The sequence below is a fragment of the Streptomyces sp. DSM 40868 genome, from assembly GCF_011820545.1.
Taxonomy (GTDB): domain Bacteria; phylum Actinomycetota; class Actinomycetes; order Streptomycetales; family Streptomycetaceae; genus Streptomyces; species Streptomyces eurythermus.
On record NZ_CP050504.1, the window covers coordinates 3,167,310 to 3,181,853 of the forward strand.

Below are 14,544 nucleotides of genomic sequence, written 5' to 3' on the forward strand. Positions count from 1 at the left end.
GCTCCGCGGGGAGGGAGTCGGCCTCGACTACAGACCCTCGCCGCGGCAGCTAAGGAGAAGCAGCCAGGAACGCATGATGCTCCGCAGCCTAGCCGAGCCGTTCCGGGCGCGCGGGCCTGTCCCAGTATGCGGGACCCCATGACACATCGGGACAAAAAGTGCGCCGCACCACATCGCCGTACCACAACGTCACGCTGCGTGGCCACTGTTGTCCGGGTATTTCACCAATCATGGTGGCAGGTAGTGACAGTGAGGTCACACAATGCGATGGTTCCAGATATGACCACCCACGGGGGCTTCGAGCCCGTCTTCTGCACGATCGTGCCGCCGCACGTCCTCGACCAGCTCGCCCGGCACGACGACCCCGCCCTGTCCGGACCGGCCCGCCGGTCCCTGGAGCACGACGCCTACCAGCGCACCAAGCGCCGCCTGACCACGGTGATCGGCGCCGCCGCCGTCGCCCCGCGCCAGGGCGCCGCCGCCGACCGGCCGCAGCGCACCATCTACGACGCCGAGCACACCCAGGACCTGCCCGGCACCAAGGTCCGCGAGGAGGGTTCCGAGCCCGGCTCCGACGCCTCCGTCAACCGGGCCTACGCGGGCCTCGGCGCCACCTTCGACCTGTATCTGAAGGTGTACGGCCGGCACTCCATCGACGGCAACGGCCTGCCGCTGGACGCCACCGTGCACTTCGGCGAGGGCTACGACAACGCCTTCTGGAACGGCGAGCAGATGGTCTTCGGCGACGGGGACAACGAGGTCTTCCTCGACTTCACCATCCCGGTCGACGTCATCGGCCACGAGCTGACCCACGGCGTCACCCAGCACACCGCCAACCTCGACTACCACGGCCAGTCCGGAGCGCTCAACGAGTCGCTCTCCGATGTCTTCGGCTCGCTGATCAAGCAGTACACCCTCGGCCAGACCGCCGCCGAGGCCGACTGGCTGATCGGCGCCGGGCTGCTCGCCCCGCGCGTCACCGGCACCGCCCTGCGCTCGATGAAGGCCCCGGGCACGGCGTACGACGACGACGTCCTCGGCAAGGACCCGCAACCGGCGCGGATGGAGGACTACGTCCGCACCAGCCGCGACAACGGCGGCGTGCACATCAACTCCGGCATCCCCAACCACGCCTTCTACCTGACCGCCACCGCCCTCGGCGGCCACTCCTGGGAGAAGGCCGGGCAGGTCTGGTACGACGTGCTGACCGGCGGCGACCTCAAGGAGGACGCCCAGTTCACCGACTTCGCCACGCTGACGGTGAAGGCGGCCCGGGAGCGGTACGGCGCCGGGGACGAACTGCGGGCCGTGCAGAAGGCATGGGAACAGGTGGGGGTGCGCACGCTCTAGTTCCGTACTAGACACGTAGCCATGCGTATTCGAGTACGGCGTACAGGCGGTTTCGCGGGCATCGAGCGCGAGGCCGAGGTGGACACCTGCGACCGGCCCGACGCCGGGGAGTGGCAGGCCCTGGCCGGACGCGTCCTCGCGTCCGGCCGGAGCGCGCCCCCGGCGGGCGTCCCGGACGGCTTCAGCTACGAGATCACGGTCGACGGCCGCACGGTGTACACGGCCGATCCCCGACTCACCGACGACCAGAGGGAGTTGGTCACACGGGTACTGAAGGAAGGCGCGTGACGAGGCGTTGACTTCCGTCGCCGTGGGTGCGGATGATCCCGCCCATGGCGACTGACGCAGGCACCGAGATACCCCGGTTCCCGGCCGGCTTCCTGTGGGGCGTGTCGACCTCGGCCCACCAGATCGAGGGCGCGGCCGACTTGCGGGAGCCGTCCGTCTGGGACGTGTTCACGGCCGGGCCGGGGCGGGTGCGGGACGGCTCGACGGCGGCGGTGGCCTGCGACCACTACCACCGCTACGCCGAGGACGTGGCCCTGCTCGCGGACCTCGGCGTGGACGCGTACCGCTTCTCCGTCTCCTGGCCCCGGGTGAACTCCCCCGGCGGCCTGGACTTCTACGACCGCCTGGTGGACGAGCTGTGCGCGGCGGGCGTGCGGCCCGTGCCCACCCTCTTCCACTGGGACCTGCCCGCCGCGCTGGACTGGCTGGAGAGGGACACGGCGTACCGGTTCGCCGACCACGTGTCGGTGGTGGCGGACCGGCTCGGCGACCGGGTGGCCACCTGGATCACCCTCAACGAACCGGCGGAGCACACCCTGCTGGGCCACGCGATCGGCGCCCACGCCCCCGGCCGTCGGCTGCTGTTCGACGCCCTGCCCGCCGCCCACCACCAGCTCCTCGCCCACGGCCTCGCGGTGCGGGCGCTGCGCGCGGCCGGCGCGGCGGACATCGGCATCGCCAACTCCCACGTCCCGGTCTGGCCCGCGTCCGGGGACCCGGCCGACCTCGCGGCGGCGGACCTCTACGACACCCTGCTCAACCGGCTGTTCGCCGAGCCGGTGCTCCTGGGCGCGTACCCGGAGGGCATGGCGGAGCTGATGGGCCGCAACGCGGCGGAGGACCTGGAGGTGATCGCCGGGCCCGTCGACTGGTACGGCGTCAACTACTACGCGCCGTCCCGGGTGGGTGCCCCCGGGGACGGCAACGGCGAGTACGGCGGCCTGGAACTGCCCGCCGAACTGCCCTTCTCGGTGCGGGAGATCGAGGGGCGTCCGGTGACCGACTTCGGCTGGCCGGTGGTCCCCGAGGGCCTGACCGAACTTCTCACCGGCCTGCGCGACCGCTACGGCGACCGGCTCCCGCCCGTCCTCGTCACCGAGAACGGCTGCTCCTACGAAGGCGTGGACGACCAGGACCGCATCGCCTACCTGGACGCCCACATCCGCGCCGTCCACACCGCCCGCGCCGCCGGCGCCGACGTCCGCGGCTACTTCGTGTGGTCCCTGCTGGACAACTTCGAATGGGCCGAGGGCTACACCCGCCGCTTCGGCCTGGTGCACGTGGACTACGCGACGCAGACACGCACCCCGAAGGCGTCGTACCACTGGTACCGGGAGGTGCTGCGGGCCCAGCGCCGGTGAGGCCTCAGAAGCCCAGCTTGCGCAGCTGCTTGGGGTCGCGCTGCCAGTCCTTGGCCACCTTGACGTGCAGGTCGAGGAAGACCGGCGTGCCCAGCAGCGCCTCGATGTGCTTGCGGGACTTGATGCCGACCTCCTTCAGGCGCTTGCCCTTGGGGCCGATGATGATGCCCTTCTGGCTGGGGCGCTCGATGTAGACGTTGGCGTGGATGTCGAGGAGGGGACGGTCGGCGGGGCGGTCCTCGCGCGGGAGCATCTCCTCCACGACCACCGCGATGGAGTGCGGCAGCTCGTCGCGCACGCCCTCCAGGGCGGCCTCGCGGATCAGCTCGGCCACCATCACCTGCTCCGGCTCGTCCGTCAGATCGCCCTCGGGGTAGAGCGCCGGCCCCTCGGGCAGCAGCGGGATCAGCAGGTCGGCCAGCAGATCCACCTGCTTGGCGCCGACCGCCGACACCGGCACGATCTCCGCCCACTCGATGCCCAGCTCCTTGCCCAGCTGGTCGATGGCGATCAGCTGCTCGGCGAGGGCCTTGGGGTCGACCAGGTCGGTCTTGGTGACGATCGCGACCTTCGGCGTCTTCTTGATGCCGGCCAGCTCCTTGGCGATGAACCGGTCACCGGGGCCGAGCTTCTGGTCCGCCGGCAGGCAGAAGCCGATCACGTCGACCTCGGCCCAGGTCGTGCGGACCACGTCGTTCAGCCGCTCGCCGAGCAGCGTGCGCGGCTTGTGCAGGCCGGGGGTGTCGACCAGGATCAGCTGCGCGTCCGGCCGGTGCACGATGCCCCGCACCGTGTGCCGGGTGGTCTGCGGGCGGTTGGAGGTGATCGCCACCTTCTGCCCGACCAGAGCGTTCGTCAGGGTGGACTTGCCCGCGTTGGGGCGGCCCACGAAGCAGGCGAAGCCGGCGCGGTGGACGGACTCGGCCGGCTGCTCGGAAGTCTGGGTACGAACGCTCATGCCGCCCATTGTCCCTGATCCACGAAGCCCCGCCGTACCACCACCGCCCACCGCCCCCGCCGGTGAGCCTCCGGAAACCCGGCGGCAACGAAACGTCACGGAAACACACCCGTACGCGACCGGAAACGCACACCGGTGACCCTCTTGCGCAGCCCCCAGCCGTTGGAGACGCCCGTGACCCTCGCCGCACCCCACGCCGACACCGGCGACACCGCCTGGCTGCTCGCCGCGACCGCCCTCGTCCTGCTGATGACCCCGGGCCTGGCCCTGTTCTACGGCGGCATGGTCCGCACGAAGAGCGTCCTCAACATGCTGATGATGAGCTTCGTGTCGATCGCCCTGGTCACGGTGGTCTGGCTGGCGGCCGGCTACTCCCTCGCCTTCGGCGACGACCTCGGCGGCGGCCTGCTCGGCGGGGTGGAGCACGCCGGGATGCGCGGCCTCGGCCCGGACAGCGTCCACGGCACGGTCCCCACCGTGCTGTTCGCCACCTTCCAGCTCACCTTCGCGATCATCACGGCCGCGCTGATCAGCGGCGCGGTCGCGGACCGCACGAAATTCTCGGCGTGGCTGGTCTTCGTACCGGTGTGGACCCTGCTGGTATACGTTCCGGTCACCCACTGGGTGTGGGGCCCCGGCGGCTGGATCACGGACCGGCTCGGCGCCCTCGACTTCGCCGGGGGGCTGCCCGTCGAGATCACCTCCGGTGCCTCCGGACTCGCCCTGTGCCTGGTCCTCGGACCCCGGCTGGGCTTCAAGAAGGACGCCATGCGCCCGCACAACCTGCCCATGGTGATCCTCGGCGCCGGTCTGCTCTGGTTCGGCTGGTTCGGCTTCAACGCCGGTTCCGCGCTCGGCGCGAACGGCCTCGCCGCCGCCGCGTTCCTCAACACGCTCGCCGCCGGCTGCACCGGCCTGCTCGGCTGGCTCTTCGTCGAGCAGCGGCGCGACGGCCACCCGACCACCCTGGGCGCCGCCTCCGGCGCGGTGGCCGGCCTGGTCGCGATCACCCCCTCCTGCGGCACGGTCTCCCTGCTGGGCGCCCTGGTCGTGGGCCTGGCCGCCGGTGTCGTCTGCTCCTACGCGGTGAGCTGGAAGTTCAAGCTGGACTACGACGACTCCCTGGACGTGGTCGGCGTCCACCTGGTCGGCGGGATCATCGGCACCGTGCTGATCGGCCTGTTCGCCGACAAGGCGATGACCGGCGGCGCGCAGGGCCTGTTCCACGGCGGCGGGCTCGCCCCGCTCGGCCGGCAGCTGCTGGCGGTGGCGGTCGTGGCGGCGTACGCGTTCTCGGTGACGTACGGGCTGGGCAAGCTGCTCGACAAGGCGCTGGGCCTCCGGGCGAGCGAGGAGCAGGAGTACACCGGTCTCGACCTTACGGTGCACGCCGAGACGGCATACGATCACGGCGTCCTGGGCCACGGCGCCCCGGTCTCCCACTCCGCCCCGCTCACCGCCCAGAAGGTCAAGACCCAGGCATGAAGCTCATCACCGCGATCGTCAAGCCGTACCGTCTGGACGAGGTCAAGACCGCCCTGCGGGAGCTGGGGGTGCACGGGCTGACCGTGACCGAGGCCAGCGGCTACGGTCGGCAGCGCGGGCACACCGAGGTCTACCGGGGGGCCGAGTACCGGGTCGACCTCGTGCCGAAGGTGCGGATCGAGGTGGTCGTGGAGGACGCGGTCGCCGACGACGTGATCGACGCGGTGGTCAGGGCCGCCCGGACCGGGAAGATCGGCGACGGGAAGGTCTGGGCCGTTCCCGTCGAGACGGTCGTCCGGGTGCGGACCGGCGAGCGCGGGCCCGACGCGCTCTGACCAGCAGCGCCCCGGTCAGCGCCCCGGCGGCGGACACCAGCGCCACCAGCAGCCAGGGCAGCACGAGGAAACCGGCGCTCGCCGGCTCCCGGGTGTCCCGGGCGCTCGCGGTGACCGTGACCTCGCCCCGGTCGAACCGGGGCATCCCGCGCCAGGTCTCGGTGAGCCGTACCGGCTGACCCGGCAGCAGTTCGGCGGGCACCCGGGTGAGCCCGCGGTCCAGCGGCGCCCGGCACAGTCCGCGTGCCTTCGGCTCCACCCGGGGGCGGGCGAGCTTTCCGCCGCCGGTGCCCACCCGCTCTTGCCGGGGCCGCCCCGAGGGCGGGCGCGGGTGGGTCAGGTGGCGGGGACGGTGAGGCGGACCGTGCCGTCGGGGGCGGCGAGCAGGACCGGGGTGCCGGTGCCGCCGAGGTCGGCCACGGCGGACAGGTCCTCGGCCGGGACCGACTCCGCGTCGCTCACCACGGCCGCCGCCTCCAGCGACCGCGCCCCCGAGGCCACGGCCATCGCGACGGCGGTCCGCAGCGCGCTCAGCTTCAGCGAGGGCAGCTCCACCGTCCCGGCGACATACGTGCGCCCGGTCTCGTCCCGTACGGCCGCGCCCTCGGGCACGACGTTGCGGGCCCGCGCGGAACGGGCCAGGGTGACGATCTTGCGGTCCTCGGGGTCAAGCCCGGTGCTCTCGGTCATGCCCCGAGCATACGAAGCCGCGCCGGGCCCGCCCCGCGACGGGTGCGTCACGCCCGATCGAGCCGCAGCCGCTGCGCCCTCGGCAGACCCGCCACGACCAGGTCGTAGGAGTCCTCGATCAGCTCCCTGACCAGCCGGTCCGGCAGCGTCCCGTCGACGGTCACCGTGTTCCAGTGCCGCTTGTTCATGTGCCAGCCGGGGACGATCAGCCCCTCGTGCTCACCGCGCAGCCGGACCGCGTCCTCCGGGTCGCACTTGAGGTTGACCGTCAGGGGCCGCGCGTCCAGCGTCGTCAGGGCGAACATCTTGCCCAGCACCTTGAAGACCGAGAACTCCGGGCCGAACGGGAAGTCCTCCACCGCCGCGTTGAACGACAGGCAGAAGGCGCGCAGCTCCTCGGGGGTCACTCGGCCTTCTCCTCCTCGGCGGCCGGCACGGGGACCGGCTCGACCAGCACCGTGACGATCTTGTTGCGGCGGCCGGCGGCGGCCTCCGCCGTCAGCCGCAGCACCCGCTCGTCCGGCAGGCGCACCTCGGCGGACGCACCGGCGATCGGCACCCGGCCGAGCGCCTTGGCGAGCAGTCCGCCGACGGTCTCCACGTCCTCGTCGTCGTACTCCTCCAGGCCGTACAGCTCGCCGAGGTCGGTGATGTCCAGGCGGGCGGTGACCCGGAAGCGGTCGTCGCCGAGGTCCTCCACGGGCGGCAGTTCCCGGTCGTACTCGTCGGTGATCTCGCCGACGATCTCCTCCAGGATGTCCTCGATGGTGACGATGCCGGCGGTGCCGCCGTACTCGTCGATGACGACGGCGACGTGGTTGCGTTCCTTCTGCATCTCGCGCAGCAGGTCGCCGGCGTTCTTGGTGTCGGGCACGAACACGGCCGGGCGCATCGCCGTGGACACCAGGTCGCCCTCCGCGTCCCGGCTGATGTGCGTCTTGCGGACCAGGTCCTTCAGATACACGATCCCGATGATGTCGTCCTCGCTCTCACCGGTGACCGGTATCCGCGAGAAGCCGGATCTGAGGGCGAGGGTGAGGGCCTGGCGGATGGTCTTGAAGCGCTCGATGGTGACCAGGTCGGTGCGCGGGACCATGACCTCGCGCACCAGGGTGTCGCCCAGTTCGAACACCGAGTGCACCATCCGGCGCTCCTCGTCCTCGATCAGCGACTCCTTCTCGGCGAGGTCGACCAGCGCGCGCAGCTCCGCCTCGGAGGCGAAGGGGCCGTGCCGGAAGCCCTTGCCGGGCGTGAGCGCGTTGCCGATGAGGATCAGCAGGGAGGGCACCGGGCCCATGATCCTCGCCAGCGGCAGCAGCACATAGGCCGCCGCGGTCGCGGTGTGGATCGGGTGCTGGCGGCCGATGGTGCGCGGGGAGACGCCGACGGCGACGTACGACACGAGGACCATCACGCCGAGGGCGACCAGCAGGGCCTCCCAGGTGGTGGAGAACTCCTTGAGGCAGGCGTAGGTGACCAGGGTCGCGGCGGCCATCTCGCAGGCCACCCGGACCAGCAGGGCCACGTTCAGATAGCGGGTGGGGTCGGCGGCGACCTGGGCGAGCCGGGCGCTGCCGCGCCGCCCGGACTTCACGGCCTCCTCGGCGCGGAAGCTGGAGACACGGGCGAGGCCCGCCTCCGCGCAGGCGGCGAGCCAGGCCACGACGACGAGCGCGATCGCCCCGAGAACGAGCTGAACGGACATGCGGCCCGCTTACGAGACGGTCGGCGCGGGCGACGGGCCGGTCAGGCCGCGCTCGGCCCGCCAGCCGTCCACGATGGCCGCCTGGAGCCCGAACATCTCGGCCTTCTCGTCGGGCTCCTCGTGGTCGTACCCGAGCAGGTGGAGCACGCCGTGGACGGTGAGCAGCTGGAGCTCCTCGTCCATGGAGTGCCGCGTGGGCGCCTCGGCGCCCTGCCGGGCGGCGACCTCCGGGCACAGCACGATGTCCCCGAGCAGCCCCTGCGGCGGCTCGTCGTCGTCCTTGGACGGCGGCCGGAGCTCGTCCATCGGGAAGGACATGACATCGGTGGGGCCCGGCAGGTCCATCCACTGGATGTGCAGCTGCTCCATGGCGTCGGCGTCCACGACGATCACCGAGAGCTCGGAGAGCGGGTGGATGCGCATCCGCGCGAGCGCGTAGCGGGCGATGTCCAGGATCGCCTGCTCGTCTACCTCGGTGCCGGACTCGTTGTTGACGTCGATCGACATGGTCGTGCTGGTCTACTTCCCCTTGGAGCCCCTGGCACCGGTCCCGGCCCGGCCTCCCTTGGGGGAGCCGCCGTTCTCGGTGCCGTGCTGGCTGTCGTACTGCTCGTACGCGTCGACGATACGGCCCACCAGCTTGTGCCGTACGACATCGTGGGACGACAGCCGGGAGAAGTGCACGTCCTCGACGCCCTCGAGGATCTCCTGCACCTGGCGCAGGCCGGACTTCTGCCCGCCGGGCAGGTCGACCTGCGTCACGTCACCCGTGATCACGATCTTCGAGTCGAAGCCGAGGCGGGTGAGGAACATCTTCATCTGCTCGGGGCTGGTGTTCTGGGCCTCGTCCAGGATGATGAAGGCGTCGTTGAGCGTGCGGCCGCGCATGTAGGCGAGCGGCGCGACCTCGATCGTCCCGGCGGCCATCAGCCGGGGGATGGAGTCCGGGTCGATCATGTCGTGCAGCGCGTCGTACAGCGGGCGCAGATACGGGTCGATCTTCTCGTAGAGGGTGCCGGGCAGGAAGCCGAGGCGCTCGCCCGCCTCCACCGCCGGGCGGGTCAGGATGATCCGGTTGACCTGCTTGGACTGCAGGGCCTGCACGGCCTTGGCCATGGCCAGGTAGGTCTTGCCGGTGCCGGCGGGGCCGATGCCGAAGACGATCGTGTGCTTGTCGATCGCGTCGACGTACCGCTTCTGGTTGAGGGTCTTGGGGCGGATGGTGCGGCCCCGCGAGGAAAGGATGTTCTGCGTGAGCACCTGCGCCGGGGTCTCGGGCCCGTCGTTCGTGCCGTTCTCGCTCGCCTTGAGCATGGCGATCGAGCGTTCCACTGCGTCCTCCGTCATCGGCTGCCCGGTGCGGAGCACCAGCATCATCTCGTCGAACACGCGCGAGATCAGGGCGACGTCGACGGGGTCGCCGACCGCGCTGATCTCGTTTCCCCGGACGTGGATGTCGGCCGCCGGGAAGGCCCTCTCGATCACGCGCAGGAGGGAGTCGCCGGAACCCAGCACGGTCACCATGGGGTGCTGGGCGGGGACGGTGAACTGCGCTCTCGCCTGCTCCTGCGCGGGGGTGTGAGCTGTCGGTGTCTCTGTCATGGGCCGGCGCTGAAGGCCTGCGCTTCCTCCTCGTCACGGCCGCACGGCTGACGGCGGCCTCGCACTGTCCAGGGTACGACGGGGGGATGACAACGCCGTAGGGCTTTTCCTACGACCGTTTTTCCGGCCCGCCGTACCGTCCCGGCGTGGCACCGGCTCAGGCCGAGCGGCCGAACCCGATGGTGGGCACGGCCCGGCGCAGCGGCCAGGGCCGGTCCAGCCGCCTGGGGACGAGGTCCTCCAGGAAGGCGTACCGCTCCAGGGCCATCGGGTCCTGTCCGGGCAGGGACTGCACCTTGCGCCACCACGCCCCGATCTCCGACCAGCCGGGCGCGGACAGCGAGCCGCCGAACTCCTGCACCGACAGCGCGGCCGTGAGCCCGGCGAAGGCCAGCCGGTCGGCCAGCGGCCAGCCGGCCAGGGAGCCGGTCACGAACCCGGCGACGAACACGTCCCCGGCCCCGGTCGGGTCCAGCGCCTCCACGGCGATCGCGGGGACCTCGGCGGCCTCCCCGGTGCGCCGGTCCACCGCGTAGGCGCCCTCCTCGCCGAGGGTCACCACGGCCACCGGCACGCACTCGGTCAGCGCGTGCGCGGCGGCCCGGGGGCAGTCGGCGCCGGTGTAGCGGCGCGCCTCCTCCGCGTTGGGCAGGAACGCCTCGCAGTGCTCCAGGTCGGGCAGGCCGGCCAGGTCCCACGCGCCCGTCTCGTCCCAGCCGACGTCGGCGAAGATCCGGGTGCCCGCGCGGGCGGCCTCGGCGATCCACGGGGCGCCGCGGCCCGGGGTGAGGGAGGCCACGGCGGCCCGCGCGCGGGGCGGCCGGGCGGGGCCCCCGTCCGGGCCGAAGACGGCCTCGGGCGGCGGCTCGTGGCCGTGGGAGACCATGGTCCGCTCGCCCTCGTAGGCCATGGAGACGGTGACCGGGGAGTGCCAGCCGGGCACGGTCCGCGAGGCCGAGAGGTCGATGCCCTCGCCCCGTTCCAGGGCGTCCCAGCAGTACTCGCCGTAGTGGTCGTCGCCGAACGCGGCGGCCAGGGCGGTACGCAGGCCGAGCCGGGCCAGGGCGGCGGCCATGTTGGCGACCCCGCCGGGACTGGAGCCCATGCCCCGGGCCCAGGACTCGGTGCCGCGCACCGGCGCCGAGTCCAGGCCGGTGAAGATGATGTCGAGGAAGACCGTGCCGGTGAGGTAGACGTCCCAGGGCGGGTCGCCGGGGGCGCGCAGCGCGGCGAGCGGATCGACCTGGACCTGGCGGCGCGCTGCCTGGGTGAGGTGTTCCGGTTCCTCTCGGGCGAGGGTGTGCGACGACGTCACGGTGCGCTCCCTGGCGTGGTGCGGTTTCGGCCAGTGTGCACCAGCACACGTACCGGAACGCCAGGGGTCCGCCCACCGGCGGGCCGGCGCCGGTTCACCAGCGGGGCATCACCGGGGTGTGCCAGGCGGGGTCGGCGACGCGCATGGCCGCCGCGTCGTCGCGGTCGCGCAGGGCGCCGTCGTCGTCGGCCCAGCGCCGGTGCAGCCGGGCCAGTTCGTCCCGGTCCAGTTCGACGCCGAGGCCGGGCGCGTCGGACACGGCGACCCGGCCGGCCCGGAAGGCGATCCGCTCGGTGAGGACGTCCTCGGACTGCCAGGGGTAGTGGGAGTCGCAGGCGTGGTGCAGGCCGGGGACCGTGGCCGCCACCTGGGTCATCGCGGCGAGGCTGATGCCGAGGTGGGTGTTGGAGTGCATGGAGACGCCGACCCCGAAGGCGGCGCAGATCGCGGCGAGCCGCTGGGTGTTGCGCAGCCCGCCCCAGTAGTGGTGGTCGGACAGGACGACCTGGACGGCGTCCTTGGTGAACGCCTCCTTGATCTCGCCGAAGGTGGTCACGCACATGTTGGTGGCCAGCGGCACGTCGGTGCCGGCGGCCACCTCGGCCATGGCGGGCGTGCCCAGCGTCGGGTCCTCCAGGTACTCCAGGACGTCACCCAGCTCCTTCGCGACGTTCAGGGAGGTGGCGACCGACCAGGCGCCGTTGGGGTCGAGCCGCAGCGGGTGGCCGGGGAAGGCGTCGGCGAGGGCGCGGACGGCGGCGATCTCCTGCTCGGGCGGGAAGACCCCGCCCTTGAGCTTGAACGAGCCGAAGCCGTGCCGCCGCTGGAACAGGCGGGCCTGTTCGACCACGCCGGCCGGGTCGAGCGCGGCGCCCCACTCGTCGGGCTCGGCGCGGACGCCCGCCGGGTGCGCGTCCCACTTGTAGAAGAGGTAGGCGCTGTACTCGACGGCGTCGCGGACCTTCCCGCCGAGCAGCGCGTGCACGGGCAGGCCGAGCGCCCGGCCCTGGGCGTCGAGGCAGGCGACCTCGAAGGCGGACAGCACCGACAGCCGCAGTTTGTCGGCGGTCTGCACCCCGCGCAGCCCGCCCGCGTCCGTGCCGCCCTCGACCCGGGAGGCGTCCACGGCCAGGTCGATCCCGAACAGGCCGTTCACGTCCATGACCGAGCGCCCGGTGAGCCGTTCGGCCAGCGGCCGGGCCAGCTCCAGGTACTTGGTGTCGCCGTAGGTCTCGCCGAGCCCGGTGACACCGTCGGCGGTGACGATCTCCACGATCAGCCGGGGGGTGTACGGCTGGTGCACGCCCTGGGTGTTGAGCAGCGGCGGGTCGGCGACCAGGATCGGCGTCAGCCGCACCTCGGCGATGGTCAGGTCACGGGTCACAGGGAGGCCCCCACCATCTCTCCTCATGAATCACGTCTATATATGAGAACGCAGGCTAGACGGTTCTACCCCGGGACACCGCCCGCAAACGACACCGTGGCCGGGATCACACACCCCGGCCACGGCAGCAGCGCGCAGCCCTACGACACGTGGTCCCCGAACTCGTATGCCTCCACCTCGGCGAGGTAGCGGGCCCGGCGCTCCTCGTCGTCCTCCAGGAAGGAGGCGAGGAAGGAGTTGCGGGCCAGCTCGCGCAGCCGCTCCCGGGTCAGGCCCAGGCTCTCGTGCACGGCCGCGAAGTTGTCGCCCGCGTACCCGCCGAAGTACGCCGGGTCGTCGGAGTTGACCGTGCACAGCAGCCCGGCGTCGAGCATGGCGGGCAGGGGGTGGTCGGCGAGGGTGTCGACGGTGCGCAGGCGCACGTTGGACAGCGGGCACAGGGTGAGCGGGATCCGCTCCCGGACCAGCCGCTCCACCAGCGCCGGGTCCTCCACGCAGCGCAGACCGTGGTCGACGCGCTCCACGCCCAGCACGTCCAGCGCCTCCGTGATGTACTCCGGCGGCCCCTCCTCACCGGCGTGCGCGACCCGGCGCAGCCCGAGTGCGGCGGCGGCCTCGTACACCTCGCGGAACTTCGCCGGGGGGTGCCCGACCTCAGCGGAGTCCAGGCCGACCCCGGTGATCCGGTCCAGGTACGGCCGCGCGGCCTCCAGCGTGAGCAGGGCCGACTCGGCGGACTCGTCCCGCAGGAAGCACATGATCAGCCTGGTGGAGACGCCGTGGTTCGCCTCGCTCTCCCCGAGCGCCCGCCACAGCCCCTCCACGACCGTGCCCAGGGGCACGCCCCGGGCCACATGGGCCTGCGGGTCGAAGAAGATCTCCGCGTGCCGCACACCCTGCGCGGCGGCCCGGGCCAGGTAGGCGTCGGCCAGGTCGGCGAAGTCGTCCTCGGTGCGCAGGACGGCCATCAGCTCGTAGTACAGGTTCAGGAAGGACTGGAGGTCCGCGAAGCGGTAGGCCTCGCGGAGGGCGTCGGTGTCCGCGTACGGCAGGCGCACGCCGTTGCGGGCGGCCAGCTCGAACGCCAGCTCCGGCTCCAGGGTGCCTTCGATATGGAGGTGCAGTTCTGCTTTCGGGAGAGGCATCAAAGCATCGTACGGGTGTTTTACCGCCGTTTCGGAAGCGGTACCCGCAGCAGGTCGTGGGCCACGGTCAGCTCACCCGTGAACCCGGCCGCCCGCGCCTGCCGCTCGAACTCCTCGGGCTCGGTGTAGCGCTGGCTGAAGTGGGTCAGCACCAGGTGCCGTACCCCGGCGTCCCGGGCCACGGCGGCGGCCTGCCCGGCCGTCAGGTGCCCGTGCTCGACGGCGAGGTCCGCGTCCTCGTCCAGGAACGTGGACTCGATGACGAGCAGGTCGCAGTCCTCCGCGAGCGCGTGCACGCCGTCGCAGAGCCGGGTGTCCATGACGAACGCGAACCGCTGTCCGCGCCGTACCTCGCTGACGTCCTCCAGGGCCACGTCCCCGAGCCGCCCCTCCCGCTGGAGCCGGCCCACGTCCGGGCCCTGGATGCCGTGCGCGGCGAGCCGGTCGGGCAGCATGCGGCGGCCGTCGGGCTCGACGAGCCGGTAGCCGTAGGACTCCACGGGGTGCGAGAGCCGGCGCGCCTCCAGGGTGTACGACCGGGTGACCGCGAGAAGGCCGTCGGCGGCGACCGGGGCCTCAGTGAGGGCCACGGTCTCGCGGTAGGCGGTCGCGTAGCGCAGGCGCTCGAAGAAGCGCCGGCCCGAGCGCGGGTAGTGCGCGGTGATCTCGTGCGGCACCCGGTCCAGGTTGATCCGCTGGATGACCCCGGCCAGGCCCAGGGAGTGGTCGCCGTGGAAATGCGTGACGCAGATGCGGTTCAGGTCGTGGGCGGCGACCCCGGCGCGCAGCATCTGCCGCTGTGTGCCCTCGCCGGGGTCGAAGAGGATGCCCTCGCCGTCCCACCTCAGCAGGTAGCCGTTGTGGTTGCGGTGCCGGGTCGGGACCTGGCTGGCGGTACCGAGGACCACCAGTTCACGTACGGACAC

The 14,544-nt window shown here is 72.1% G+C and carries 15 protein-coding genes; 5 read left to right on the top strand and 10 right to left on the bottom strand.

Features of this window, described 5'->3' with window-relative positions; all coding sequences use genetic code 11:
• Positions 1–279: 279 nt before the first annotated feature.
• The 3 genes from HB370_RS14260 to HB370_RS14270 are packed head-to-tail and all read left to right on the top strand — an operon-like array spanning position 280 to position 2,999.
• Positions 280–1,350, top strand: a complete 1,071-nt coding sequence (locus HB370_RS14260; protein ID WP_030777200.1) for a M4 family metallopeptidase — start codon at positions 280–282, stop codon at positions 1,348–1,350.
• A 21-nt stretch (positions 1,351–1,371) separates the two neighbouring features.
• A complete protein-coding gene (locus HB370_RS14265) occupies positions 1,372–1,638 on the top strand; it encodes a protealysin inhibitor emfourin (protein WP_030777202.1) in 267 nt (88 codons plus the stop codon).
• Between the two features lie 44 nt (positions 1,639–1,682).
• On the top strand, positions 1,683–2,999 hold the full coding sequence (locus HB370_RS14270; RefSeq protein ID WP_030777203.1) for a GH1 family beta-glucosidase: 1,317 nt from the start codon (positions 1,683–1,685) through the stop codon (positions 2,997–2,999).
• Positions 3,000–3,003: 4 nt separating this feature from the next.
• On the opposite strand, the gene era is transcribed toward HB370_RS14270, so the two are convergent.
• Positions 3,004–3,957, bottom strand: a complete 954-nt coding sequence (gene era / locus HB370_RS14275; protein ID WP_030777206.1) for a GTPase Era — start codon at positions 3,955–3,957, stop codon at positions 3,004–3,006.
• Between the two features lie 174 nt (positions 3,958–4,131).
• On the opposite strand from era, the gene HB370_RS14280 reads away from it, so the two are divergent.
• Positions 4,132–5,442: an ammonium transporter gene (locus tag HB370_RS14280; protein ID WP_030777208.1), complete on the top strand. Its 1,311-nt coding sequence runs from the start codon at positions 4,132–4,134 to the stop codon at positions 5,440–5,442.
• Positions 5,439–5,777 carry a P-II family nitrogen regulator gene (locus HB370_RS14285; protein WP_030777211.1) on the top strand — a complete coding sequence of 113 codons (339 nt, stop codon included), beginning with the start codon at positions 5,439–5,441 and terminating at the stop codon, positions 5,775–5,777. The genes HB370_RS14280 and HB370_RS14285 overlap by 4 nt, the downstream gene beginning before the upstream one ends.
• A 336-nt stretch (positions 5,778–6,113) precedes the next feature.
• On the opposite strand, the gene HB370_RS14290 is transcribed toward HB370_RS14285, so the two are convergent.
• The 9 genes from HB370_RS14290 to HB370_RS14330 all read right to left on the bottom strand — a co-directional run bounded on the left by HB370_RS14290 (position 6,114) and on the right by HB370_RS14330 (position 14,544).
• A complete protein-coding gene (locus HB370_RS14290; protein WP_030777213.1) occupies positions 6,114–6,467 on the bottom strand; it encodes a hypothetical protein in 354 nt (117 codons plus the stop codon).
• 47 nt (positions 6,468–6,514) lie between these two features.
• On the bottom strand, positions 6,515–6,874 hold the full coding sequence (locus tag HB370_RS14295) for an MmcQ/YjbR family DNA-binding protein (RefSeq protein WP_030777215.1): 360 nt from the start codon (positions 6,872–6,874) through the stop codon (positions 6,515–6,517).
• The gene (locus tag HB370_RS14300) at positions 6,871–8,172 is read right to left on the bottom strand and encodes a hemolysin family protein (RefSeq protein ID WP_030777218.1); all 1,302 of its coding nucleotides are present in this window, start codon (positions 8,170–8,172) and stop codon (positions 6,871–6,873) included. The genes HB370_RS14295 and HB370_RS14300 overlap by 4 nt, the downstream gene beginning before the upstream one ends.
• Before the next feature lie 9 nt (positions 8,173–8,181).
• Entirely contained in the window at positions 8,182–8,679 is a 498-nt protein-coding gene (gene ybeY, locus HB370_RS14305; protein WP_030777220.1) for an rRNA maturation RNase YbeY, read from the bottom strand.
• A gap of 12 nt (positions 8,680–8,691) precedes the next feature.
• Positions 8,692–9,774 carry a PhoH family protein gene (locus tag HB370_RS14310; RefSeq protein ID WP_078637354.1) on the bottom strand — a complete coding sequence of 361 codons (1,083 nt, stop codon included), beginning with the start codon at positions 9,772–9,774 and terminating at the stop codon, positions 8,692–8,694.
• Between the two features lie 157 nt (positions 9,775–9,931).
• Positions 9,932–11,089: a PfkB family carbohydrate kinase gene (locus HB370_RS14315; protein WP_030777228.1), complete on the bottom strand. Its 1,158-nt coding sequence runs from the start codon at positions 11,087–11,089 to the stop codon at positions 9,932–9,934.
• Between the two features lie 94 nt (positions 11,090–11,183).
• Entirely contained in the window at positions 11,184–12,500 is a 1,317-nt protein-coding gene (locus HB370_RS14320; protein ID WP_051815335.1) for a glucarate dehydratase family protein, read from the bottom strand.
• Between the two features lie 113 nt (positions 12,501–12,613).
• On the bottom strand, positions 12,614–13,618 hold the full coding sequence (locus HB370_RS14325) for an adenosine deaminase (RefSeq protein ID WP_030777232.1): 1,005 nt from the start codon (positions 13,616–13,618) through the stop codon (positions 12,614–12,616).
• Positions 13,619–13,638: 20 nt separating this feature from the next.
• Positions 13,639–14,544, bottom strand: coding sequence for a ribonuclease Z (locus HB370_RS14330; RefSeq protein WP_030777235.1), 906 nt, complete (start codon positions 14,542–14,544; stop codon positions 13,639–13,641).

What these genes read in the sequence shown, in the direction of transcription:
- HB370_RS14260 (WP_030777200.1), top strand. Translation starts at nt 280, where the DNA reads ATGACCACCCACGGGGGCTTCGAGCCCGTCTTCTGCACGATCGTGCCG.
- HB370_RS14285 (WP_030777211.1), top strand. Translation starts at nt 5,439, where the DNA reads ATGAAGCTCATCACCGCGATCGTCAAGCCGTACCGTCTGGACGAGGTC.
- HB370_RS14310 (WP_078637354.1), bottom strand. Translation starts at nt 9,774, where the DNA reads ATGACAGAGACACCGACAGCTCACACCCCCGCGCAGGAGCAGGCGAGA.
- HB370_RS14300 (WP_030777218.1), bottom strand. Translation starts at nt 8,172, where the DNA reads ATGTCCGTTCAGCTCGTTCTCGGGGCGATCGCGCTCGTCGTCGTGGCC.
- HB370_RS14270 (WP_030777203.1), top strand. Translation starts at nt 1,683, where the DNA reads ATGGCGACTGACGCAGGCACCGAGATACCCCGGTTCCCGGCCGGCTTC.
- HB370_RS14290 (WP_030777213.1), bottom strand. Translation starts at nt 6,467, where the DNA reads ATGACCGAGAGCACCGGGCTTGACCCCGAGGACCGCAAGATCGTCACC.
- HB370_RS14320 (WP_051815335.1), bottom strand. Translation starts at nt 12,500, where the DNA reads ATGAGGAGAGATGGTGGGGGCCTCCCTGTGACCCGTGACCTGACCATC.
- HB370_RS14265 (WP_030777202.1), top strand. Translation starts at nt 1,372, where the DNA reads ATGCGTATTCGAGTACGGCGTACAGGCGGTTTCGCGGGCATCGAGCGC.
- HB370_RS14325 (WP_030777232.1), bottom strand. Translation starts at nt 13,618, where the DNA reads ATGCCTCTCCCGAAAGCAGAACTGCACCTCCATATCGAAGGCACCCTG.
- era (WP_030777206.1), bottom strand. Translation starts at nt 3,957, where the DNA reads ATGAGCGTTCGTACCCAGACTTCCGAGCAGCCGGCCGAGTCCGTCCAC.
- ybeY (WP_030777220.1), bottom strand. Translation starts at nt 8,679, where the DNA reads ATGTCGATCGACGTCAACAACGAGTCCGGCACCGAGGTAGACGAGCAG.